This window comes from Longimicrobium sp. (assembly GCF_035474595.1).
In the GTDB taxonomy this organism is placed as follows: domain Bacteria; phylum Gemmatimonadota; class Gemmatimonadetes; order Longimicrobiales; family Longimicrobiaceae; genus Longimicrobium.
Map to the genome: position 1 here is coordinate 1 of NZ_DATIND010000119.1, position 23875 is coordinate 23875.

General features: G+C 70.7%; 22 protein-coding genes. 7 read left to right on the plus strand and 15 right to left on the minus strand.

Annotation, left to right across the window (positions count from 1 at the left end):
• Positions 1-361 precede the first annotated feature (361 nt).
• The 4 genes from VLK66_RS21045 (at position 362) to VLK66_RS21060 (ending at position 4599) form a co-directional block, all read left to right on the plus strand.
• Positions 362-1888: a phytoene desaturase gene (locus tag VLK66_RS21045; RefSeq protein ID WP_325311448.1), complete on the plus strand. Its 1527-nt coding sequence runs from the start codon at positions 362-364 to the stop codon at positions 1886-1888.
• A 324-nt stretch (positions 1889-2212) separates the two neighbouring features.
• Positions 2213-2395, plus strand: a complete 183-nt coding sequence (locus VLK66_RS21050; protein WP_325311449.1) for a hypothetical protein — start codon at positions 2213-2215, stop codon at positions 2393-2395.
• A 27-nt stretch (positions 2396-2422) separates the two neighbouring features.
• On the plus strand, positions 2423-3049 hold the full coding sequence (locus tag VLK66_RS21055; RefSeq protein ID WP_325311450.1) for a lycopene cyclase domain-containing protein: 627 nt from the start codon (positions 2423-2425) through the stop codon (positions 3047-3049).
• The gene (locus VLK66_RS21060; protein ID WP_325311451.1) at positions 3046-4599 is read left to right on the plus strand and encodes an NAD(P)/FAD-dependent oxidoreductase; all 1554 of its coding nucleotides are present in this window, start codon (positions 3046-3048) and stop codon (positions 4597-4599) included. The genes VLK66_RS21055 and VLK66_RS21060 overlap by 4 nt, the downstream gene beginning before the upstream one ends.
• Before the next feature lie 527 nt (positions 4600-5126).
• Here VLK66_RS21060 and VLK66_RS21065 read toward each other — a convergent pair.
• Entirely contained in the window at positions 5127-5276 is a 150-nt protein-coding gene (locus VLK66_RS21065) for a hypothetical protein (RefSeq protein ID WP_325311452.1), read from the minus strand.
• A 321-nt stretch (positions 5277-5597) separates the two neighbouring features.
• Here VLK66_RS21065 and mtnA point away from each other — a divergent pair, with 321 nt between their 5' ends.
• Both mtnA and rhaD read left to right on the plus strand, forming a co-directional pair.
• Positions 5598-6686, plus strand: a complete 1089-nt coding sequence (gene mtnA / locus VLK66_RS21070; RefSeq protein ID WP_325311453.1) for an S-methyl-5-thioribose-1-phosphate isomerase — start codon at positions 5598-5600, stop codon at positions 6684-6686.
• A 278-nt stretch (positions 6687-6964) separates the two neighbouring features.
• On the plus strand, positions 6965-9040 hold the full coding sequence (gene rhaD / locus VLK66_RS21075; RefSeq protein ID WP_325311454.1) for a bifunctional rhamnulose-1-phosphate aldolase/short-chain dehydrogenase: 2076 nt from the start codon (positions 6965-6967) through the stop codon (positions 9038-9040).
• Positions 9041-9053: 13 nt separating this feature from the next.
• Here the strand turns inward: rhaD and VLK66_RS21080 are convergent, their stop codons facing one another.
• The 3 genes from VLK66_RS21080 to VLK66_RS21090 form a co-directional block, all read right to left on the minus strand.
• A complete protein-coding gene (locus VLK66_RS21080) occupies positions 9054-9278 on the minus strand; it encodes a hypothetical protein (protein ID WP_325311455.1) in 225 nt (74 codons plus the stop codon).
• Positions 9279-9533: 255 nt separating this feature from the next.
• Complete coding sequence (locus VLK66_RS21085; protein WP_325311456.1) at positions 9534-9821, minus strand: hypothetical protein; 288 nt, start codon at positions 9819-9821, stop codon at positions 9534-9536.
• A gap of 190 nt (positions 9822-10011) precedes the next feature.
• Positions 10012-10608: a dihydrofolate reductase family protein gene (locus VLK66_RS21090; RefSeq protein WP_325311457.1), complete on the minus strand. Its 597-nt coding sequence runs from the start codon at positions 10606-10608 to the stop codon at positions 10012-10014.
• Between the two features lie 379 nt (positions 10609-10987).
• Between VLK66_RS21090 and VLK66_RS21095 the strand changes: the two genes are divergently transcribed.
• Entirely contained in the window at positions 10988-11476 is a 489-nt protein-coding gene (locus tag VLK66_RS21095) for a hypothetical protein (protein ID WP_325311458.1), read from the plus strand.
• A gap of 269 nt (positions 11477-11745) precedes the next feature.
• Here VLK66_RS21095 and VLK66_RS21100 read toward each other — a convergent pair whose 3' ends face one another.
• The 11 genes from VLK66_RS21100 to VLK66_RS21150 all read right to left on the minus strand — a co-directional run bounded on the left by VLK66_RS21100 (position 11746) and on the right by VLK66_RS21150 (position 23847).
• On the minus strand, positions 11746-12477 hold the full coding sequence (locus VLK66_RS21100) for a phosphotransferase enzyme family protein (RefSeq protein ID WP_325311459.1): 732 nt from the start codon (positions 12475-12477) through the stop codon (positions 11746-11748).
• Between the two features lie 398 nt (positions 12478-12875).
• Positions 12876-13160 carry a hypothetical protein gene (locus tag VLK66_RS21105; RefSeq protein WP_325311460.1) on the minus strand — a complete coding sequence of 95 codons (285 nt, stop codon included), beginning with the start codon at positions 13158-13160 and terminating at the stop codon, positions 12876-12878.
• Positions 13161-13490: 330 nt separating this feature from the next.
• Positions 13491-14060, minus strand: coding sequence for a hypothetical protein (locus VLK66_RS21110; RefSeq protein ID WP_325311461.1), 570 nt, complete (start codon positions 14058-14060; stop codon positions 13491-13493).
• 777 nt (positions 14061-14837) lie between these two features.
• Positions 14838-15641, minus strand: a complete 804-nt coding sequence (locus tag VLK66_RS21115; protein WP_325311462.1) for a hypothetical protein — start codon at positions 15639-15641, stop codon at positions 14838-14840.
• Positions 15642-15887: 246 nt separating this feature from the next.
• Positions 15888-16313 (minus strand): hypothetical protein, encoded by a 426-nt coding sequence (locus tag VLK66_RS21120; RefSeq protein ID WP_325311463.1) that lies wholly within the window; start codon positions 16311-16313, stop codon positions 15888-15890.
• 106 nt (positions 16314-16419) lie between these two features.
• Positions 16420-16665, minus strand: coding sequence for a hypothetical protein (locus VLK66_RS21125; protein WP_325311464.1), 246 nt, complete (start codon positions 16663-16665; stop codon positions 16420-16422).
• A 131-nt stretch (positions 16666-16796) separates the two neighbouring features.
• Positions 16797-17282 carry an HXXEE domain-containing protein gene (locus tag VLK66_RS21130; protein WP_325311465.1) on the minus strand — a complete coding sequence of 162 codons (486 nt, stop codon included), beginning with the start codon at positions 17280-17282 and terminating at the stop codon, positions 16797-16799.
• A 162-nt stretch (positions 17283-17444) separates the two neighbouring features.
• Positions 17445-19571 carry a methyl-accepting chemotaxis protein gene (locus tag VLK66_RS21135; protein WP_325311466.1) on the minus strand — a complete coding sequence of 709 codons (2127 nt, stop codon included), beginning with the start codon at positions 19569-19571 and terminating at the stop codon, positions 17445-17447.
• 256 nt (positions 19572-19827) lie between these two features.
• Entirely contained in the window at positions 19828-20646 is an 819-nt protein-coding gene (gene trpA / locus VLK66_RS21140) for a tryptophan synthase subunit alpha (protein WP_325311467.1), read from the minus strand.
• A complete protein-coding gene (locus VLK66_RS21145) occupies positions 20630-22111 on the minus strand; it encodes an HD-GYP domain-containing protein (RefSeq protein WP_325311468.1) in 1482 nt (493 codons plus the stop codon). The genes trpA and VLK66_RS21145 overlap by 17 nt, the downstream gene beginning before the upstream one ends.
• Entirely contained in the window at positions 22108-23847 is a 1740-nt protein-coding gene (locus VLK66_RS21150; protein ID WP_325311469.1) for a HEAT repeat domain-containing protein, read from the minus strand. The genes VLK66_RS21145 and VLK66_RS21150 overlap by 4 nt, the downstream gene beginning before the upstream one ends.
• Positions 23848-23875 lie beyond the last annotated feature (28 nt).

Consider the following 23875-nt stretch of genomic DNA (forward strand, 5'->3'; position numbering starts at 1 on the left):
GAGGATCGCGGTGCTGGAATTGGCGGCCGGAACGGCCCGGCTCGACCGGGGATGAAGGCGCGCCGCGGCGCGCCTTCATCCCCGGTCGGAAGTGTCACCCATCTCTCCGAACGGGTGTTACCCATGTCCCCGGCCCTTGCAACTGCCTGGGGGAGGGGGAGACCTCAGCGCGAGGAGAGGCTTCGGCTCGCTGTGGAGGGCACCCTGCTTCCCCGGCTCCTCCGCCCGCTCCGCGGGGGAGGGGGAAAACGCATCGAGGGGAAGCTTCAGCGCGCGACGCGATGCTGGACTGGGCCTCACGCCCCGGGAGGAGTTTCATCCTGAAACAAGTTCTTTCCTGGCTGGAAGACGACGAGGCGAGATGAGCGAGACGGCGGTGGTGATCGGGAGCGGCTTCGGGGGGCTGGCGGCGGCGGTGCGGCTGCGCGCGATGGGATGGCGCGTGGTGGTGCTCGAGGCGCTGGACCAGCCCGGCGGGCGCGCGCGCGTGTTCCGGCAGGACGGCTTTACCTTCGACGCCGGCCCCACCGTCATCACCGCGCCGTACCTGCTCGCGGAGCTGTTCGCGGCGGCGGGGCGGCGGATGGAGGACTACGTGGAGCTCGTCCCCGTCGACCCCTTCTACCGCATCCTCTTCCACGACGGCAGCACCTTCGACTACGTGGGCGACGAGGAGCGGCTGATCGCCGAGATCCGCCGCCTCAGCCCGCGCGACGTGGACGGCTACCGGCGCCTGGCCGCGCACGCCGAGCGCATCTTCGACGTGGGCTACACGCAGCTGGCCGACCAGCCGTTCGGGCGCCTCTCCGACATGCTGCGCGTGCTGCCGCAGATGATGCGGCTGGAAAGCTTCCGCACCGTGCACGGCCTGGTCGCGCGCTACATCAAGGACGAGCGCCTGCGGCGCGCGCTCACCTTCGAGCCGCTGCTGGTGGGAGGCAACCCGTTCACCACCACCTCCATCTACCTGCTCATCCACTGGCTGGAGCGGAAGTGGGGCGTGTGGTTCGCGAAGGGCGGCACCACCGCCATCGTCCACGCTCTCGTCCGCCTGCTGGGGGAGATGGAGGTGGAGGTGCGGATGAACGCGCCCGTGGAGGAGATCGTCGTCCGCAACGGCCGGGCGGCGGGGGTGCGCCTGGCCGGCGGCGAGACGATTCCCGCGTCGCTCGTCGTCAGCAACGCGGACCCGAGCTGGGTCTACTCGCGGATGCTGCCGCCGGAGCACCGTCCGCGGCACAGCGACGCGCGGGTGGCCCGCGTGCGCCAGTCGATGAGCCTGTTCGTGGGCTACTTCGGCAGCACGCGGCAATATCCCGAGATCGCGCACCACACCATCGTCCTCGGCGAGCGCTACCGCGGGCTGCTGGACGACATCTTCCGCCGCCGCGTGCTGGCCGACGACTTCTCGCTCTACGTGCACGCGCCCACGCGCACCGACCCGTCGCTGGCGCCGCCGGGGCGGGAGACCTTCTACGTGCTGTCCCCCGTCCCCAACAACCGCGGCGGGGTGGATTGGGAGCGCGAGCGCGGGCCCTACTTCGAGCGGGTGATGGAGGAGCTGGAGCGCCGCCTTCTCCCGGGGATCCGCGGCAGCATCGCGACCTCGCTGACGCTGACGCCGCGCGAGTTCGAGCGCGACCTGCGCTCGGTGGACGGCGCCGCGTTCGGCCCCGAGCCGGTGCTGACGCAGAGCGCCTGGTTCCGCTACCACAACCAGTCGGACGACGTCGCCGGCCTGTACTTCGTGGGCGCCGGCACGCACCCCGGCGGCGGCGTTCCCGGCGTGCTCTGCTCCGCGAAGGTGCTGGAGCGCATCGTGCCGCGGCCGGAGAAGCCGGTGGAGCTGGCGGGGATGGAGCGCAGGCGGGTAGTCGTCGGGGTGTGAGGTGGATCGGTGCTGTCTATCAGTGCTGGCGAGCGGCGGTGAGCGAAGCCGGCTCCCGCGCCGCCCTCTCCCCGCGCCTTAGAGCGCTCGCCCTCTCCCGTACCGGGCGAGGGGGGCTGTCCAGCATCCGTGCACCCTGCAACCTGTGATCGCGCCAATGCTTCGGTGTGTCGGTGATGCGTGCGAGCTACCTCTCCCGGTACGGGAGAGGTGGACGGCCTCGGCCGGCCGGAGAGGGCGCGATGCGACGGACACGCGCCGAACCGAGTCCCGCGATGACCACCGAATTCCGTCGATGAGCACCGAATCCAGCGCGGAGAGCCGTTGACCTATCTCGCCTTCCATGCCGTCTTCATCCTCCCGCCCATCGCGCTGCTGGCGGCTTGGGTGGCGCCGCGCCGGCACCGGCTGCCGCGGCGCGCGGGGTGGGCGCTGGCGGCGGTCGCGGCGCTGGCGCTCGCCTGGACGACGCCGTGGGACAACCATCTCGTCGCGCGCGGCGTGTGACGCTACGGCGCGGACCGCGTCGTCGGCGTGATCGGCTACGTGCCTGTCGAGGAGTACCTGTTCTTCATCCTGCAGCCGATCCTCACCGGGCTGTGGTTCTACGCGATGCTGCTGGTCACGGGGGATGAGGAGGGGATGGAGATCGAGGGAAGTCGAGGCTCGCGAGCCGGTCGAATCATCCCCCTTCCCGAGTCGTTGGCTGAGCCAAGGAGGAGGAGGAAGATGCCGCTCGCACCGGAGGTGGCGCGGTGGACGGCGGCGGGGCTGTGGCTGGCGGCGGGCATCGCCGCGTGGGTGGCGCTGACCGAGCCGCGGGCGACGTATCTGCGGCTGATCCTCGTCTGGGCCTCGCCCGTGCTCGCGGGGCTGTGGGCGTGGGCGGGCGCGGAGGTGTGGGCGCGGCGGCGCGCGTACCTGCTCGGGCTCGCGGCGCCGACGGTCTATCTCTGGGTCGCGGACGTGGTCGCCATCCGGCTCGGCATCTGGTCCATCGACCGGCGGTTCAGCATGGGCATCCTCATCCTCGGGCTGCCGGTGGAGGAGGCGCTGTTCTTCCTCGTCACCAACCTGCTGGTCGTCGTCGGCCTCATCGCCGTCATCTACCGTCCGGCTCGCTCGGCATCGCGTCTCCCCCGCCCCGTTGCGGCATCGTGACGCGCATCTCCAATCCCGACTACGACGTCGTGGTCTGCGGCGCGGGGCACAACGCGCTGGTGACGGCGGCATACCTGGCGCAGGCCGGCTACCGCGTCGGCGTGTTCGAGCGGCGGCACATCGCGGGCGGCGCGGTGGCCACAGAGGAGATCGTCCCCGGCTACCGCTTCGACATCGGCGGGAGCGCGCACATCCTCATCCGCCTGGCGCCCATCGTGGCCGAGCTGGGGCTGGAGCGCTTCGGGCTGGAATACATCGACCTCGATCCGCTCTTCTTCTCCCCCTTCCCCGACGGCGATTCGCTCTTCATCCACCGCTCGCTCGGCCGCACCGTGGACGGGCTGGAGCGGAAGTGGCCGGGCGAGGGCGAGCGCTATCGCAGGCTGATCGAAGAGTGGACGCCGTTCGCGCGGATGGTGCGCGACCTGTTCCTGAGCGTGCCCAGCCCGTTCGAGCTGGGGCGGAAGATGGTGTTCGGCAAGGCCGTGCAGGGGGATTGGAAGCGCGCGCTGGGGACGATCCTGTCGCCGTACGGCGAGGTCGTCGATCGATATCTGACGCAGGAGAAGCTGAAGGCGCCGCTGGTGTGGATGGCCGCGCAGTCCGGCCCGCCGCCCACGGAGCCGATGAGCGCGCCCTTCCTCCTCTGGCAGCCGCTCTACCACGAGGGCGGCATCGCGCGGCCGCGCGGCGGCTCGGGGATGCTGACGCAGGCGCTGGCCGCCCATGTCCGCGCGCACGGCGGCGAGGTGCACACGTCCGCCCCCGTCGACCGCATCCTCGTGGACGGCAGGCGCGCGGTGGGGATCGTGACCGGCGGGCGGACGGTGACGGCGCGCGCGGTGGTCAGCGGCACGCACGCGCTGGAGACGTTCGGGCGCCTGCTGCCGCCGGAGCACCGCCCGCCCGCCGCCGAGGGGATGCGCGCCGGCAACGGCTTCGGGGCGATCCTGCGCCTGGCGCTGCGCGAGCCCGTCCGCTACGCCGCGCATCCCGGCGCCGACGCGCGGATCGCGCTGCAGCTCATCTGCCGCGACCGCGCGCAGATCTCCGCCGCGTACGCCGACTACCTGCGCGGCGAGCCCACCCGCGACCCGCCGCTCGTCGCCATGACCTTCAGCGCCGTGGACGACTCGCTGGCCCCGCCCGGCGGCGAGGTGCTGTGGCTCTGGGCGCAGTACTATCCGTACGAGCTCTCCGGCGGGAAGACGTGGGACGAGATCGGGCCCGCCGTCGCGGATACGATCCTCGATACCTTCGAGCGGTACGCGCCGGGGACGCGGGAGAAGGTGGTGGGGAGCCTGTTCCAGCACCCGGTGTGGCTGGAGCGCGAGCTGGGGCTGCACCGCGGCAACGTGATGCACCTGGAGATGAGCGTCAGCCAGATGTTCGCGCTGCGGCCGTTCGCGGGGATGGCCGGCTACCGCACGCACCTGAAGGGATTGTACATCACCGGCGCCAGCACCCATCCCGGCGGCGGCATCATGGGCGCCAGCGGCCGCAACGCCGCGCGGGTGATGCTGAAGGATTTGAGCAGAAGGCGGGTGTGAGGGACGATCGCGATGGCCGTGGCTCGAACGGCGGTGCGCTTCGGCTGCATCCGCGCCGCCCTCTTCCGCGCCTGAGAGCGCTCGCCCTCTCCCGTACCGGGCGAGGGGGCCGGCCAGCATCGGCGCACCCTGCAAACGCCGGCGACACGAATGCTTCCGTGTGCCGGTGATGCTCGCGAGCTACCTCTCCCGGTACGGGAGAGGTGGACGGCCTCGGCCGGCCGGAGAGGGCGCGATGCGGCGGCCGCGCGCCGGACCATCTCTCCCCGCCATCACCCGCGTGGTGGAGGCCGAGGGCTGAAGCGGCTCCGCGAAGAGGAAAGAACCGCGGACAACCGCTGATCCCCCGAAAGGAAAGACTGGTTTTCACGCAGAGACGCAGAGACGCAGAGAGGTATTCCCTGCGTCTCTGCGTCTCTGCGTGAGTCCATCTTTTCGATGTCGAATTCACCACGAAGCACGCGGCCCCGCATTCTCACCCGGCGGCTCGGGAGCCGGGGCGCGAGCGGACGCCACCCTCCTCGTCCCTACCAGCACATCGCCTGGCCGGTATCGCAGCAGTAGCTGGGCTCGGCGGTGGGCTTCGTGACCGTGATGGACCACTGCGGGTCTGCCGGGTCGGAGGCCTGCAGCGAAACCACGTTCAGCGTGTCGAGGTCCAGCGTCAGCTTCTGCATTCGTTCGTCTCCCGATGTGGATAAGTGGATGCGGGCTCGCGCGTTGCGCGAGCCACGAAGGTCCAGGACCCGGTGCGGACGCCGCACGACTCCCGCGCCCCTCGAGGCGAAGTTCCCCCGCTCCACGATGGAGGGGGTCGACAACGCCTCGCGGTAAACATATTATCCGCCACCAAATCTCGTAAGCTCCGAAATGCTCCCGCTCCGGGAGCACCGGGAAGCGGCGCCACCCGCCGCGCTCGCGGCCGCTTGCCACCGCGGCCGTTCGTCGCGACACTTCGGGTCCGCGAACCCGACTCACCCGTCACCGCAGCCGTACGCATGCGCGTCAAGGGAACTCCGTACCGCACCATCTGGATGGAAGACGGCGTGGTGCGGCTGATCGACCAGAACCGGCTGCCGTTCGAGTTCGCCGTGGCCGACTGCCGCACCCACCGCGACACCGCGCGCGCCGTGCGGGAGATGGTGGTGCGCGGTGCCCCGGCAATCGGCGCCGCGGGCGCGTTCGCGGTCGCGCAGGCGTTCGCCGAGGCGCCGGCGGGCGACCCGTGGCCGTACGCGCGCGAGGCCCGCGACCGCATCGCCGCCACGCGGCCCACGGCGCGCGACCTGTTCGCGGGGATCGAGCACGCGTGGCGCGCCGCCGAGTCCGCCATCGGCTCCCCCGCCGACGCGGCGCTCGCGGCCGCGCAGGCGTTCGCGGACGAGAGCGTGGAGAGCTGCCGCCGCATCGGCGAGCACGGCGCGGCGCTGATCGGCGACGGCGCGCGGGTGCTGACGCACTGCAACGCCGGCTGGCTGGCCACGGTGGACTACGGCACCGCGCTGGCGCCGGTCTACGTCGCCGCGTCGCGGGGGCGCTCGCTGCACGTGTGGGTGGACGAGACGCGGCCGCGCGCGCAGGGCGCCCGCCTGACCGCGTGGGAGCTGGGGAGCGAGGGAATCGCCCACGCGGTGATCGCCGACAACGCCGCCGCGTTCCTGATGAGCCGCGGCGAAGTCGATCTCGTCATCGTCGGCGCCGACCGCGTGGCCGCCAACGGCGACGTGGTCAACAAGGTGGGCACGCTGGCCAAGGCGGTGTGCGCCAGGGAGTTCGGCATCCCCTTCCACGTGGCCGTGCCGCCCTCGACCTTCGACGCGGAAACGGCGGACGGCGCGGGCGTGACCATCGAGGAGCGCTCCGAGGACGAGGTGCACTACCAGGCCGGCCCCGACGAGCAGGGCACCATCCGCCGCATCCGCGTGACCTCGCCCGGCTCGCCCGCGCGCAACCCGGCGTTCGACGTGACGCCGGCGCGCCTGGTCACGAGCTACATCACCGATCGCGGCGTGCTGCAGCGCGACGAGATCCCGTCGGCGCGCGAGAGCTCGGAGCTGGTTGCGGCGGCCGGCCTGAACCGCCAATAGAATTGGCGGGCAACAACAGCACAAAGTCCCTGCGGGACTGCTCCCCCGGCATCAGGGCGCGCGACCGGCACATTGCCGTCCGCCGAGTGAGCTGAACCGTGCAGGGCGCACCGCAGCCCCCATCCCTCCCCAGGCGTTTGGGGGGAGGGACAGGCTGATCGGGGCGCGACGGGTCGCGCCGGATCGGCCAGGGAGAGGGCCCGCGGGGGTAGCGGGAACGCTCCGGCCGTATCTCCACCGAATCCCGTCTCCATCTCCATCACCGATCCGAATCGCCCATGTCGAGCACTGAATCCGCCATCACCCTCCCCGCCCTCGCCCCGCTGTACGCCGGCCCGGCCGACGCCGTGGACGAGCTGGTGGCGTGGTCGCGCCGGCTGGGCGCGGACCCGTCGCTCGTCCTCAAGGGCGGCGGCAACACCTCGGTGAAGCTGGGGGAGACGGACGTCGCCGGGCGCCCCGTGGCGGTGCTGCGGGTGAAGGGCTCCGGCTCGGACCTGGCCTCGGCGAAGCGCGGCGACTTCGCGGGCGTGCGGCTGGACGACGTGCTCCCGCTCTTCGATCGCGCCGACATGAGCGACGAGGAGATGGTCGATTACCTCGCGCGCACCCTCACCGACCCGCGCGCGCCGCGGCCGTCCATCGAGACCCTGCTGCACGCCTTCATCCCCGCCGCCGCCGTCTTCCACTCGCACGCCGACGCCCTCCTCGCGCTCATCAACACCCCCGATCCCCATGCGGTGCTGGATGATGCGCTGGGCGCGGACGTGCTGCGCATCCCGTATCGCCGCCCCGGCTTCCTGCTGTCGAAGGAGGTCGGCGCGGCGGTGCGGGCCAATCCCGGCGCGCCCGGCCTCGTGCTGCTGAACCACGGCCTGGTGACGTGGGGATCGTCGCCCGAGGAGGCGTACGAGCGCCACCTCGCCCTCGTCGAGCGCGCGCGGGAGTACGTGGAGGCGCGCGAGCCGTCCGCCGTCTTCGCCGCGGAGCCGCGGTACGCGCTGGACGCCGACGACCGCCGCCGCGTCGCCGCCGCGCTGGCGCCCGTCATCCGCGGCGCGCTGTCGGCCGAGAAGCGCGTCATCCTCCGCTACACCGACGCGCCGGACGTGCTGGCGTTCGCCGGCTCCGCCCGCGCTCGGACCGCGTCGGCGGCGGGCGCGGCGACGCCGGACCACATCCTCACGACGAAAGTCCATCCCCTCTGGGTAGATGTGGATGACGTGGGGGATGTGGATGCGATCGCGCGGAATTTCGCCGCGGCCTTGGAGAAGTATCGGGCCGACTATGGGGATTACGTCGCGCGCTGGCGGACGGACGAGGCGGTGCAGGATGCGGCGCCGCGGATCGTGCTGGTGCCGGGGGTGGGGATGTTCACCGCGGGGAAGGACGCGAAGTCGGCCGGGCTGGCGCGCGACATCTACCTGCACACCATCGGCATCATGGCGGGCGCCGAGACGCTGGGCGGTTACCGCTCGCTGGCCGAGCAGGAGCAGTTCCGCGCCGAGTACTGGCCGCTGGAGCTGTACAAGCTCACCATCGCCCCGCCCGAGCGCGAGCTGGCGCGGCGCGTGGCGCTGGTCACCGGCGCCGCCAGCGGTCTGGGCCGCGCCATCGCGCACACCCTGGCCGCCGCCGGCGCGCACGTGGTGGTCACCGACGTGAACGACGACGGCGCGCTGGCCGTGGCCGACGAGATCGCGGCGCGCGAGGGCGCTGGCACAGCCGTGGCGCACCGCCTGGACGTCACCCGCGAGCACGACGTGGCCGACGCGCTGGAGCAGGCCGTGCTCGACTTCGGCGGCGTGGACGTGGTGGTGTCGAACGCGGGGATGGCGCACTGCGCGCCCATCGAGGCGCTGGAGCTGGCGGACTGGGAGCGGAGCCTGGCCGTGAACGCGACCGGGCACTTCCTGGTGACGCGCGCGGCGCTGCGGCACTTCCGGCGGCAGGGGCTGGGCGGCGCGCTGGTGTTCGTGGCGACCAAGAACGTGACCGCGCCGGGGAAGGATTTCGTGGCCTACAGCGCGTCGAAGGCCGCCGAGGCGCAGCTGGCGCGCGTGGCGGCCATCGAGGCGGGCCCTATCGGCGTGCGCGTGAACATGGTCAACCCCGACGCCATCTTCGGCGGCAGCAACCTGTGGAGCGACATCCGCCAGGAGCGCGCGAAGGCCTACGGCGTGGACCCCGAGAAGCTGGAGGACGTCTACCGCGGCCGCACGCTGCTGGGCGTTGAGGTGCGCGCGGAGGACGTGGCCGAGGCGGTGCTGTTCCTCGCCTCAGACAGATCGTCGCGCACGACGGGGGCGATGATCGCGGTGGATGGTGGGGTGCGCGAGGCGTTCGTGCGGTGAGTGCGCCGGTCGTTTACCCGCCGGATGGCGGCCCTTGGTTCTCGAACTCGCTGCGCAGCTTGGCTAAGTAGCCGGCTGGGTCCGCCAGGATCAACAGCATTCCGTCCGTAATCGACATCCGCGCCGCGGCGTCGGAGAAATCGCTCAGTTCGGAGCGATACAATTCCATGACTTCGGCGGGCATGACGGTCGCCATTGCATCGAGCAACTCGGTCGGCGTAAATGCCCCGAGGGTCAAGCGCGTATCCAAGTTCGACACTCTCCGATGTGCAGGTGAGACGGCCGTGTCGCCCGGTGCGGCACGGGTGCGGGCCGCTCGGCGCCTCGTCCGCGAGATCATGGACGGTCCGGATCCGCTGCAGCCGATCGTCAGGCCGCGCGAAGAAAACGGAGAACTGCGGCCAGCTGCAGTTCTCCGTATTCCGCGTCTCCGCGTGAACCGGCAGTGGTTACGGCCGCCCCGTCCGCCCGTGGTCCGGGCGGGACGCCTGCGTCACGCCTTGCAGCCGTCGCCGCACGTCTGCACGCCGCCGCACTGCGTGGCACCGCCGCCCGAGACCTGGCAGCCGCCGCCGCACGTCTGCACGCCGCCGCACTGCGTGGCACCGCCGCCCGAAACCTGGCAGCCGCCGCCGCACGTATGGACGCCGCCGCACTGCGTGTTCGCCCCGCCGGAAACCTTGTCCTGCGCGCCGTTTACGGTGCCTTCCCAGTTCTCCAGCCACGAGGTATCGAAGGAGTCCACCTCCAGCGCGTCGAGCTCCAGCCTCAGCTTGTTCATGATCTTCCTCCGGATGATGGAATGGAAAGTGGCACCGCCGATCGCCAGAACCGGCGGGCGAACAATGCTCGGCCCCGATTCGAAAAGCAAGAAGATCCTGTGGGAAGGGCGAGAGGCCGGGAAGAACAGGACCGCGGAGACAGGAGAGAGCTTTCTCCACGCCTCCGCGTCCACGCGGTAGGGGTAAGGACTACGCCCTGCGCACCGGGTAACGCAGGTGTGTAACGCCGACGCCCGGGATCACCGCCGGGTTGCCGAGGACGGCCGGCGTGCCGGCGAGGTGGTCGAAGAGCCGCACTCCGGAGCCGAGAAGCACCGCCGCGATGTCGACGTGGATCTCGTCGAGAAGGCCGGCATTCAGGCACTGCTGGATGGTGTCGGCGCCGTGGACCGCGACGGACTTCCCGGCGGCGGCGGCCCTGGCCTGGCTCACGGCGCTTTCGATGCCGTCGGTCACGAAGTGGACCGTCGAGCCGGGGCGCGGCCATCCGTCGGGGACGTGGTGGGTGAGGACGAATGCGGGTCCCCAGGCGTGATTTCCGCCCCAGCCGTGGGCGACCTCGAACGTGCGCCGGCCGGTGAGCACGGCACCGAGCTCGGACCAGAGACCGCGAAGGTGCCCGGCGCTCGGCCCGGACACCCTGAACGTCATGGCGTCCGACCCTCCGGTCTGGAATTCCACGTCCCCCGAGTCGAAGTACCAGTCGAATACTTCGGCCACGCCGTCGTCGGGGTCGGCGACGTAGCCGTCGAGCGACATGGACATGATTGCGATAACCTTCGACATCGCGATGTTTCCTTGCGAGGGGTGGAAACTGCGTTCGGGGGATGATCGCCGCGCCGTCCTCCCGGATCATCCGCCGAACGATGGGATTCAGGGGCAGATGAGATGCGTCATCAGCCACGGAACTCCGTCGAACTGGGTGCGTGCCTGACGGGGGGCTTCAGGGAATGGCGGGCTACGCCACGAATGAGAGTATGTCCGGCCCGCCATCCCCTGCAAGCAGGGTCAGGCCACGCGACGGACTGGCACCCACGGCCTCGTCACACTTGGTGCAGGACGCTCTTGACCTCCGCCCGTCCGTGCCGTACTCTGCATCGCAAAGTACTTGTCGTTCTATCATCCGCACGCGGCAAGCGCGTCTGATCGAGCATCGGAGGTAGGCATGAAGAGGTGGTGGCGACGCATCCGTGCGGCAATCGGGATGGGCCTCGCCTGGGCAGCGGCAGGGTTTGCTGCGGGCATCCTGCTGGCGCGGGTGCCCGGTTTCTACTCCGACCTCCCGTTCGCCCTCCTGTTTGCTCCGCTCGGCTTTGTTTCCGGCATCCTGTTCTCCGGAATCCTCGTGGTGATCGGGGGCCGCCGCGGGTTCGATCGCATGTCGATTCCGCGCTTCGCGGGGCTGGGTGCCGTGAGTGGCCTTCTGCTGTCCGGGATCTTCGTCGCCGGCGCGGCCCTTCGAGGAGACGCCGTGTGGCGAGAGTTCCTGGTGTTCGGTCCCGCGCTCGCCACGGCGAGCGCGGTCTGCGCTGCTGGTTCGCTGGCCCTGGCCAGACGGGCTGAAAGGCGGGAACTCCCCGGCCCTGGTGGGAATCCGGCCCAGGCCGAGCTTACCGGCGACGAAAAGCGGCAGCTGCTCGGACGCGGCGACTGACGTGTCCGCGTGGCTGCAGCCCGCCGCTTCGGAGGACGTTGCTTATTTGGATGTGGATGATGGCAGGGAAGTCTGACGACCCCTGGCGCTCACCCGCGAGCCGGCGCATCGAATCATCGCGGTCGACGCGCAGGCCGTGATGGCGTCGTCGGGTGCAGCGCCGAGCCAGCCAGCCGTACCGCAACGGGCGGTATTCGGAGCGGGCGGTCGCCACGCCGGGCAGCGAAAGCTCCAGCCTCGGGTGCGGTCTCCCGATTCGCCGCCGCTGCTCAGACCGCTCGAACTTCGGCGAGCCGCTTGACCGCGTACTCGTCGTCCCAGCAGACGGCGGCCTCCCATGCGGCCGACGCCTGCGCGGCGATGTCGTGCGCCTCGTCGTCAAAACCGGCGGCATTGTGGGGCAGCACCAGGTCGAGGTCGGGGACGTCGACGTGCGCCTCGTCCCAGTCGATCAGCGCGACCCGACCTGCGGTCATGCGGATGTTGCGCGGGTTGGGGTCGCCGTGGACGACGCAGGTCCGACGTCCGGCGAGCCGCGCCCACGCTGCCCGGCATCGAGCAACGCCCTCGGGCGGCATCGCGCCGAGATCGATCTTCGTCCCGGTCTCGGCGTGCAGAAGGTCGGCCGACGATCGCCACCCCGGGCGCTGCGGCCAGCCCTGCGTCAACCGGTGGAGCTGGCGGAGCGTGTCCGCCACGCGACGCCAGTCGGCCTCCGTCTCGGGCGGTCCGCCCTCCACCCAGGTCATCACCACCAGGCCGTCGGCGAACAGCCGGCCGTCCGTAGTCGGGATCGGCACCGGCACGGTCAGACCTTCATGGGCGAGGTGTTGGAGGAGTTGGGTCTCCCACGCGAGATCAGCGTCGCTCCTGGCACCGAGACGACCGACCGCAAGGTGCCCGTAAACGCGCACGCTCCACACATCGTTGGCGACTCCGCCGGCGAGCGGTTCGATGCGAGCGGCGTCGCCACCCCACTGCTCGAGTGCCTCCCATCTCACTGGCCACCTCATGGTTCCCAATCCGTGCGACCTAACAACACCAAGGGTCAGGGGTGCGGGGCCGGCGCGCAAGCCTGTGGTCGGCCAGAGCACGGGCAGCCCCGCATCCGCTGCAGCCGATTGTCAGGCCGCAGGTGCGCCGGAGGGTCAAGCGGCATGCCGAAGACGTGCGTGTTCACCTCCAGCTCAAGAAATGATTGCAGGGGTGCGGGGCCGCTCAGCCCTTGTTGGCCAGATCATCGACGGCTCCGCAGCCCTGCAGCCGATGGTCAAGCCGTATGTGAAGAAAACGGAGAACTGCGGCCAGGCGCAGTTCTCCGTTCTTCGGCATCTCCGCGTAAAACCTGGCGGTGGTTGCTACCGCCCCGCCCAACCGTGTGCCGGGCGGGGCGCCTGCGTCACGCGTTGCAGCCCTCGCCGCACGTCTGGATGCCGCCGCACTTCGTGGCACCGCCGGCCGTGGGCTGGCAGCCCTCACCGCACGTCTGGATGCCGCCGCACTTCGTGGCACCGCCGGCCGTGGGCTGGCAGCCTTCGCCGCACGTGTGGATGCCGCCGCACTTCGTGTCTCCGCCCTCCGTGACGTTGCCCTGCCCGTGCACGGTGCCTTCCCAGTTGCTCAGCCGGGAGGTCTGGAAGGACTCCACCTCGAGCGCGTTCAGGTCCAGGTTCAGCTTCTTCACGATCTGTCTCCGGGATGATGGGGTGAAAGTGGCACTGGTGTGTGCGCCCACCTTGCCGTCGCATCCTCCGGTCCACGAGAGTGCCGTTACGGTAAGCGATTGTTGTTGCTGGAGATCTGGAAGCTGGAGGGAAGCGTGCCAGGGGCGCTTCTGCAACACGGCGTTACATCCCGGCATCGCACCTGGAACGTCGTGGATCGCCACAGGAGGCCCCGGCCAGCTCCTCGTCCGCCCCTCGCGCGGCGAGTCGATGGCGTGGCGCGCCTGGCGCCGCGTTCCCCTCGGCCTCGCCGCCTTCCCGCGCTGACGGGCGGGCCGGGGCCGGTCACGTCACGGCTGCGGCGCGGAGATCTCGCGCGGGCACGGGCTGTTCGGGGGCCGCACCGAGTCCACGCCGGGATTCAGGATCTCCACCGTTCGCGCGCTGTCCGGACCTGCGCGGCGCTGCGGGTGCGCGCGGACGCACTCGGTCATCTTGCGCGCGTATGCGTCCCACTGCGCGCTTCTCATCCGCGCGCGCTGCTCGGCGGCCAGCCGTTCGCGGCTGGCGGTGAGAGAGTCGGCCCGCCTCGGCCGCGACGGAACCCGGGGCTCCTGCCGGGCCTGCTGGCGGATGATGAAGGCGCGCATCAGCGCGTACTCGTCCTGCGGCCGCGCGCCCGACAGCAGGTCGGCGGCGTACGCGTCCCCATCCTTCTCGGCGAACTCTCCCGCGCGGACGCGGGTGGCGAGCGCCTGGAGCGTATCCGCGTAGCCGGGGAGCGACGCGTACTGCGATTCGTCGCCCGTCTGGAAATGCTGGACGAATCGGTCGGCGGTCGTGCGGAGCCGCCGCTCTCCCGGGCTCTCGCACCCCGCGAGCAGAACGGCGCCGAGCGTGATGGACAGAATCGCGCGCATGAGGAAGTACAGCCGGTGGGAAGATGATGTGGATCGAGACGGATCCGCGGATCGGATCAGGGGCAGGGGTGCGGGGCCGGCGCGCAAGCCTGTCGACCGCGAAAACATGGACGGCCCCGCATTCCTGCAGCCGATTGATAGATTGATAGGCTGCGGTGCTTCTTGCTCAGGAGATTCGTGCAACAAGGGCCTACTCGCCAGCACGCCTAACTTTTACGAACACCCAATTTAGCTTAACCCCGCCGGGCCTCTCCACTGTCATCAGGAGCGATTCGTCCCGCGGTCCTCGGGTTGCCGACGTTATCTCGTTCATTCCATCTGGCATTGTGAATCGCAGAGTATCGTTGTCTATGGAGATGGTGCCGTCGGTCCGATCATGGGAACCATTACTCTCAACAAACTCCAGTGAGTACGCCGCGTTCGGCAAAATGGTGAGTGTACCTGGGTTCATGGGAGTATGCATCGAGTCTTGGATCTCACGACCGTGTCGATCGCGCAAGAACGATTCACGATCCAGGCGGTACATCCCGGCTGGGATGCTCTGCAGGCGGTGAGAAGTGCCCGCGTGTGATCCCGGTGTAGACTCGGAACAGGCGATGTTTGCGGCACCCAGGACTAGCCAGCAGATCAGGGCGATAAAGGGATTACGACTCATCCCGTCTTTCCGGGTTCTCGTTGGAAAAGCAGCCTAACGGACAAGGGTCAGGGGTGCGAGGCCGGCGCGCAGCCTATCGTCCGCGAAATCATGGACGGCCCCGCATCCCCTGCAGCCGATTGTCAAGCTGCGGCTGCGGGCCTAGCCGTCGCCAGCCATAACTTATGCTGTCTCGTTGCTGCGCGAAGGGAGAGACGCATGAGGTGCGCGACAACAAAGGGTGAAGCTCCAGCGATGAACAGTTCCCTGCAGCAGTGGATGCCCTCGGCGGTGAGTTGACCACTGCGGTTGATCTGGGCAGGATGCCCGGGCTCAAGCTTTCCAAGCACGTCGGATTGACGCAGCTCGAGAATCTGAGCATTGGCTTGGTCAGTCTCCGACCGAGCAACTTCAATCTGTCGTCGGAGTTTACGATTGAGAATTGCCAGTTCCTCGAGGTAGGTCCGTTCGGCAGCTTCAAAGTTGAGTCCGCGGAACGAAACCGAGAGCAGGAACTCCCTGCTCATACCAGCAGCTAGCTTCTCGCGAAAGTACTGCACTCGCTCTAACGCGCTGTGGTTGTACCGCGCTGCATCGTCGTCTGCCCCCAACGATGTGTAGCGACCTACGTCAGCGGTCAAGGCATCGGTTTGATGAGCGACGACGTTTCGATAATCAACGAGTTCCTGGATCTCATCCGATTCCTGCTGGGACAAGACGCCGGCGTCGACCAAGATTGCCCAAGCCTTCTTATACAGATTCTTCGTTGCGAGTGGCAGTCGGCCGCCGTTGGCCAAGCCAGCAACTCGGTCGGTTGCGCGAATTGACTCAACAACGAAGTCCTTTAGGTCTTCGATATAGAAGAGCACCAGCACGATTTCCAACGCCCGTCGCTTCAATTCGTTTTTCTCGAGGGCGCTGAGACGATTACCACGCGGAAAGTGCATTACCGTTGATCCAGGGGGACCGTCAGCGGCCTAACTTGTTGTTCAGTGGACGGAATTCCGGCGAACACTCGATTGGGCGCGCATGGCCGATCGGCCCAATCCAGATAACACTCGTCCGCCCCCACCATCAAGCGCCTGCAAAATCCCGTACCGTCAATTCGATCGGTCCGCGCGCTCGGCCATGCGCGCCATCCAGCACTTCTGCCAGCGGACGCCCACCACCACCGCCGGTGCGCTTCGGCAGCGCTAATGCTTGCGGTACGACTCGATGAGCTGGTCGGTGTCCGCGACGATGCCCTCGGCCGTGTCGGCCAGCGTGTGCTCGCCCGCGTAACCGATGCGCACGTCCAGGAACTCCTCGTGCGTGGATCCCCCCTCCTCGTACACCAGCGTCCAGACGACCGCGTACATCGTCGAGACGCCCTCCGTCTCCGACTCGCCCTTGAAGCGGTCCATGGAGTCCACGAGGAGCTTGACCCGCGTCCCCTCCTGTCCAACGAGGACGAACGCGGAAGAAGACCTCAGCGCATCACGCACCCGGAAGACAAGACGCCGGCCGACCGGATCCTCGGACTGGTCCACGACCTCGACGCGGGTCTGCGCGGAAACCCGCGAGGCGAACGAACCCGGAACCATGAGGAGCGCGGCAAGGAAGATGATTCTGCGAAGCATGGGAAATCGTTCTGTGCGGTGGGTTGGCGGGTAAGTGGAAGCAGAGCCTGCTGTGTTGGATGGGCAGGAACGGGACGATTCCTCGGCATGACGATCGACGAGTGCCTCACGTCATCGCGCTGAAGCGCACGATGCAGGTGTTCAGCCGCCCCGAGACCTCGGCGGCGACGCGCTCGATCTCGGCCTGCTCGCGGGCGGCTTCGGCCACGCGGGTGGCGCCCCCACCGTTCTCGGCGGCGCGTTGGGAGACGGCGGCGATCTCGTCGCGGAGACCGGCGACGCGCGCCTGCTGCTCCTGCGCGCGCTCGGCCACGTACGACGTGACTTCCGCGCGTCCGGCAGCGCCGTCCACGACGCGCTCCGACGACTTCAGCGCAGCGCACGACAGGCGGCGTCCCGCTGGCCATACGGCCGCGCTGCGGAGCGGCCCGCAGGACCGGCAGATGATGATGGCCGCGGAGCCCCGTCGACCGCAACGATTCGTCAGGTGAGACTCGCGGCCGCGCGCCGCCGATGGTTCCAGGCCGACCACACGTGGAAGCCCACACCCGCGGCGATGGCCTGCGCGGTCGTCAGCAGGCTCGCCCGCCCGGGTGCGACCAGTTCCACCACGCCGAGGGCGGCGAGCGGAAGATACAGGAGCGCGCCGGTGACGACCCCCGGCGAGTAGGTGCGGGTGCGGACGGTGGCCCACAGGTGGAAGCACGCGTTGGCGGCGCCCACGGCCGCAACGACGAGCCACCAGGCCTCCCCGGCGGCCGTTCGGCCGAGGAGCGGAGGCACGAAGGCCATTGCGACCAGCACCGCGTTGACCGCGACGAGAAACACGGTCGTCACGCTCGCAGCGCGCTCCGGGCGGTAGGCGCGGTACCAGCGGGCAAAGCCGCCTGGCCAGACGAACTCCTCGACCAGGTGCGCGGCGACCGCGAGGAGCGGGAGCCAGAGGAAGAGCGGCGAGTTGAACGTCAAGAGGGAACTCCGGAAAACAGAAGACGGGCGACGGGGGACGGTGCGCCGTACGGAGCGATCGACTTCCGGGTTTCTGCTGACGCCTTGTCCGGTGCGCCGAATCCGGGCCGACGGCGCTCCCCGCACGCGCGGTGGCAGCGTGCCGATGCCCGCTACGGCCGCTCACGTCATCGCGCTGAACCTGGCGATGTAGGTGTTCAGCCGCCCCGACACCTCGCCCAGCGCGGCGGCGGCGCGCTCGATCTCGGCCAGCGTCTCGGCCTGCTCGCGGGCGGCCTCGGCCACGCGGGTGGCGCCCTCGCCGTTCTCGGCGGCGAGCTGCGAGACGGCGGCGATCTCGTCCCTCAGCCCCGCGACGCGCGCCTGCTGCTCCTGCGCGCGCTCGGCCATGCGGCTCGTCACCTCGGCCGATCCGGCGGCGGCGCCCACGATGCGATCCACCGACTCCAGCGCCGTCTGCGACAGCTCGCCCACGTTGGCCACGCGCGCGGCGCCCTGCTCCATCCGCCCGAGCGCCGAGCCCATCTGCGCGCGCACCCCTTCCACCATCTCCCGCGCCTTCAGCGCCGCCTGCCCGCTGCTGTCGGCCAGCTTGCGCACCTCGTCGGCGACCACCGCGAAGCCGCGGCCGTGCTCGCCGGCGCGGCTGGCCTCGATGGCCGCGTTCAGCGCCAGCAGGTTGGTCTGCTCGGCAATGTCGGCGATGGTGGAGACCAGGTCGGAGATGCGGTCCGAGGCGCGGGCCAGCCGCTGGAGCTCCGTCGCCTCCTCGTCCACGAAGTCGCGCAGCTCCACCAGCCGCTCGATGGCCTCGCGCATGGCCGCGCGGTTCTCCGATGCCAGCACTCCCGCGCTGCTCCCCGCGCTGGCCGCCTCGCCCGCGTCGCGCGATATGGCCTCGGCCGCGGCGGCGAGCGCCTCCGTGGCGTCCAGCCCGCGCGCGGTGCGGCGCCCCTGGTCGTCGATGCGCCGACGGATCTCGGCCGCGTAGCCGGCCACGCCGTGCCCGCTCTCGCGCAGCTCGGACAGTCTCCCGCCCAGCGCGCGCAGCTGCTCCTCCATCTCCGCCGCGCTCACCGTCATCGGCCGCACCAGCGAGTCCAGCTGCAGCGCCAGCGCCACCTGCCGCCCGAAGCGCTCGATCAACCGCACCTCGGCCGGGCCGTACGCGCGCGGCCGGTGGTGCGCCAGCTCCAGCACGCCCAGCGTCAGCGTCCCGTAGCGCAACGGCTGCAGGACGATGGAGCGCAATCCATCCCCCTCCGCCTCCACCCGCGGGTCGCGGCGCGCGTCCTCCACGACCACGGGGCCCTCGCTGCGGAGCGCGGCGTCGCGCAGGCCGTCCAGCACCAGCCCGCCGCCGTCGCCGCGCACCGGCGGGTAGATGGCGCTGAGCCGCCCCGGCTGGCCGGTGTAGATGTGCAGCCGCCTCCATTCCACCAGGCGCGCGGCCAGCTGCTCGATCTTCTCCAGGCTCTCGCCCAGCGGCATCCCGGCGGCGATCACGGCCTCCATCGCCACCACCTTGCGCAGCTCCTCGCTGGAGATGGCCTCCAGGATCAGCGCACGGGCGAGAATTCCAACCACGGCCACGGGGATGAGGATCAGCAGCCACCCGAACCCGTCGGCCGCGTACCAGAACGCGGCGGCGACCAGCAGGGTGGCGATGGCGCCCAGCCCGGCGGAGACGAACTCGTAGCGGAGGATGACCATCCACTCCGCCTTGGTCAGCTTGCCGCGGGCGCTCAGGGAGAAGTAGAAGAGGCCGCGGTTGAAGGCGAAGTACGCCAGGAAGTAGAAGGCCAGCGCGGGGATGGCGTTGATCCCCAGCGGCCCGGCGCCGTCGCCCGCCGTCGCCGGGTCGTGCGTCCACGCGGCGATGGCGGCGTAGACGCCGGCGGCCGCGGCGGCCGAGACGACCTCGCGGCCGGCGTTGATGCCGGAGGCCAGCGCCTGCTTGCCGCGGACGATGTCGCCCAGGAGGGTGCCCAGCCCGGCGGCCAGGAGCGCGGCGGTGGGGTGCCCCAGCAGGGTGAGCGCCCCCACCGGCACCACCGTCATGGTGATGTAGGAGAACTTGCTGAGCGGCACCGCGCCCCAGCGGAGCGCGGCCACGGCCAGGATCGCCGCGGCGGCGGCGCCGTAGCCGGCGGGCGAGGGAGGCCAGCGCACCAGCGCCGCGACCGTCAGCGCGGCGCCCAGCCACATCAGCACCTGCGCGTACGAGCGCAGCACCGCCACCAGCACCGGCGACAGCGGCCGCTCCGGGCCCTCAGCGCGCGTGGACAAACCTCTCCTCACCGTCCGAAAGTGCCGTCATCCCGAGAAAGGGAAACCGTGCGGGGTGTGAACTGTGTATCGGGGGGAATCTGGGGGTGCGGCGCCGCCGGGACCAGACGCGCGGAAGACCGAGGGGCGATGAGCTCCTCCGTCGGCTCCCGCGGACTCCGTGAGACCCCTCGGCGATCTCGAAGTCACACGAAGTCGGCGGAGTCGCGGAGAACTCGGCGAGCGGCGGATTCTCCGCGTCTCCCGCGTGAGATCGTCAGGCGCCGGGCCGGGCCGCGGCGTCGATGGCGGCGCGGAGGGAGCGGACGTACGTGCGGGCGGCGTCCACCCCGCCCCGCCCCAGCGCGTCCACCAGCGCGCTGCCGACGACCACGCCGTCGGCGATGCGCGCGACGGCGGCCGCCTGCTCGGGGGTGGAGATGCCGAAGCCCACCGCGACGGGAACGTCCGTCACCGCGCGCACCTCGGCCACCTCGCGCGCCAGCCCCGCGGACAGGTCCGCCTGCGCGCCGGTGACGCCCGCGCGCGACACGTAGTAGATGAATCCGCGCGCCGCCCGGGCGATGTCCTTCACCCGCGCCGGCGTGGTCGTCGGCGCGATCAGGCGGATCAGGTCCAGGGCGCTCTCGTCCACCGCCCGCTCGATCCCCGCGTCCGCGCCGACGGGAAGGTCGACCAGCAGCACGGCGTCGGCCCCCGCCCCGGCGGCGTCGGACAGAAAGCGCCTCAGGCCGTGGTGGATCACGGGGTTGAGATAGGTGAAGAGGACCACGGGGGTGTCGCTCTCGCGCCGGAACTCGGCCAGCATCGAGAGCGTCCACGGCAGGTCCGCGCCCTGCTCGATGGCCGCGAACGACGACTTCTGGACCGTGGGCCCGTCGGCCAGCGGATCGCTGAAGGGAATGCCCAGCTCGATCACGTCGGCGCCCTCTTCGGCCAGCATCCGCAGCACCTCGAGCATGCCGGCGGGGGACGGGTGCCCGGCGGTGACGTACGGAACGAACGCCGCGCGCCCCGAAGCGCGCGCGGCGGCAAAGGCACGCGCCACCCCGGCGCGCTCAGACGAAGTAGTCACCGACATTGATTCCGTACCGCTCCGGGTCCGTGGTCTTGATGATGCTGTGCCGCGGCCTGCCCGACGCGTCGGTCTCGGAAAGGTCCAGCGTGCGCGGAGGCGAGACGGGCACCCCCAGCGGGTCGAACAGCACCCGCACGATGGGCTGGTGCAGCGCCTCGGGGTTGGGGTTGGCCTGCACGACCACGGCCAGCTCGTAGGTGTCCAGGATGACCACGCTGCCCACCGGGTAGATCCCGGTCATGGAGATGAACGCCTTCACCACCAGCGGGTCGAAGCCGCGCGCGGGGTTGTCGCGCATCTCGCGCAGCACCTTGTCGGCCGGCCAGGGCTGCGCCTGGTAGCTGCGCTTGGTGGTGGCCGCGTCGAAGCCGTCGGCCACCGCCACGATGCGCCCGAAGAGCGTGGGCTCGCGCCGGCGGATGGACTGCGGGTACCCCGTCTGGTCCACCTTCATGTGGTGCTCGTAGGCCACCAGCATCGCCCGGAGCGGCATCTCCGACAGGCCGCGCATCTCGAAGAGGGAGAGAAGGCCCTCGGCGGGATGCTGCTGCATCTCCTGGAACTCGTCCGCCGTGAGCGGCCCCTCCTTGTTGATGAGCTCGATGCGCATCCGCACCTTCCCCACGTCGTGCAGGAGCGCGCCCAGCCCCAGCTCGTACAGCTGGTGCTTGTCGAACCCCAGCTTCTTCCCCAGGGCCACGGAGAAGATGCAGACGTTCACCGAGTGGGTGAAGGTGTACTCGTCGTAGTCGCGCAGCGTGGTGAGGCCGACGATGGAGGCCTCGTTGGTCAGCACCTGGTCCACGATGGCCTGCACCGCGCGCTTCACCGGGCGCAGGGACACGCCGCGGCCGATGCGCAGCCCCGTCATGGCGTCGCGGGCGACGGCCACGGTCTGCGCGTAGGTGCGCTTGGCGATCTGCCGCGCCTTGTCGCCCGTGGGATCGGGCTCGCCGTCGCGCCCCGGGCCGACGGCCAGGTGGAGGACGGCGGTGCGCCCCAGCCGGTCGAAGAAGGCGGCGAAGGGCTCCGCCTCGGCCGGCTCGGCGTTGACGAGCGAGAGGAGCGCCGTCCACTCGCCGCGCTCCACGCCGTGGAACACCTCCAGCTGCCCGATGCCGTGGCGCTCCAGCGCGCGGCCCACCTGGCCGAAGGTGGCGTAGCTGGCCAGGTCCTGCCGCAGGCGCACGTCGTTGACGAAGAAGAAGTCGCCCACGTAGCGCACCACGATCTCGTCCTCGTGCCCCAGCACCGCCTGCGCGGCCGCCTCGAGGGAGGAGAGCGCCTCGACCACCGCCTGGTTCTCGAGCGGGTACAGCTGCAGCGCCCGCAGCGCCCCGGCCAGCGCGAACACCAGGTCGCGCCCGCGCCGCTGGAGGTCGCGGTCCTCGGCGGTCAGCAGGGGCGACGCCTGCGCGTGGCGCGGGGCGTCGGCGGGGTGCGTCGTCATCAGCTCGCTCACTGGCGCACCGCCTTCAGCGCGCGCCCCACAGCGCTGCGCACCACGGGGTCGGCGTCGGCCGCGGCGGCGTTCAGCGCCTTCTCGGCGGCCGGGTGGCGGATGCGCCCCAGCCCCAGTGCCGCGCAGGCGCGGATCTCGGGCGATTCGCGGCGCCCCAGCCAGCTCTTTCCGTTCAGGATCTTCTCCAGCATCGGCACCCCGTCCGCCCCCGCCAGCCCGCCGTACGCCTCGAAGAAGGCGATGCGTTCGGTCAATTCCGACTCGCGCAGCCGCTTCCCGTCCAGCGCCGCCTCCAGCTTCGCCTTCGCCGGCGCGTAGCGCAGCGCCGCCAGCGCGCGCGCGGCGGCGACGCGCACCTTGCCGTCCGCATCTTCCAGCGCGCCCTCCAGCGCCTCGCTGGCCGTGGGCGAGCGCAGCTCCTGCAGCGCCTCGACCGCCGCCAGCCGCGTTCCCGCCTCGGGACGGCGCAGCAGCCGCGCGACGTCGCCCGCCGCGGTGGTGATGCGCAGCCGGCCGATGAGCCGCGCCGCGCCCGCCGCGACCGCGGGGTCGTGCTCGGCCACGAGACGGGAGACGTGCTCGCGCGCCGTGCCCGCCAGGCGCTCGGCGGCGGCCTGCACGGTGCGGCGCACGGCGGGGACGGCGCTGGTCTCCGCGGCCTTCAGCAGCGGCCCGAGCGCGTCGGGGGGGAAGAAGGAGAGGAGCGAGCCCAGCGCGGTCTCGTTCACCGCCGCGCCGGCTTCTTCCACCGTGCGCACCAGCTCGGCCACCGTGGCGGGCTGCGCCAGCTGCTCGAACAGCGTGCGCAGCTCGCGCATCACCTGCGCGGGAAGCCGCTGGCCGCCGGTGGCGATCTTCACCAGCTCGCCGAGGACGAGAGCGGCCATGTCCAGCTTCCCCGAGCCCAGGAGCATGGGGAGGAGATCGCGCAGGATCCCCACGATCTGCTCCTGCCTCAGCGCCCCGCCGTCCTCGATGCGGTCGAACAGCGCGTTCAGCACGTCGGACCACAGGTCGCGCCGCATCTCCCGCCCCAGCTCGCCCTCCAGCCGCCGCAATTCCTCGCTGTCCAGGAAGTACAGCGCGCCGCGGAAGTCGTCGGGCGACACGGTGGAGAGGGGCTGCACCTCCTCGCGCGGCTCGTACTGCACCGGCACCGGCTCCTCCGCGCGGGCGGTGGGGACGACGACGCCGTCCGGCAGCCCCTCCACGTAGCGGTAGCGGAGATGGTACCAGTCGTTGGCCCAGAGCAGGGTGAGCAGGTCGTCCTGGTCCTCGCCGCGCAGCCGGACCACGTGCGCCAGGATCTCGAGCAGCGAGTCCAGCTCCTCGCGCTCCACGCCCTTGTGGAACGAAAGCTCGCGCAGCCCGTCGCGGTACAGCGTGAACGCCAGGTTCTCGCGGGTCGACGCGGGGCCGCCCATCGCGGCGGGCGTGGCCGCCAGGCGCTCGGCGTCGTCGCCCTGGTACACGGGCGCGCCGTCGAACAGGAGCTCGCGCTCCTCCACGGCCACGGTGAAGAACGGGGTACGGGCGAAGATGGAGCGCAGCGTGTCGCGCAGCCCGTCCACGATGCGGTCCAGCGCGGGGCTGCGCCCCTCGTACAGCAGGTAGGTGCGCCACGCCTTGGCCAGCCCGCGCATGGCATCCTGCACCTGCGCGCGCACTTCGGCCTGCTCGGCGGGGCGGCCGGCGGCGGGCGTCTCCAGCAGGGGGTGCGTGGCCGTTTCGGTCATCGGGGGCGGCGGGTCAGTCCGGAGGTCG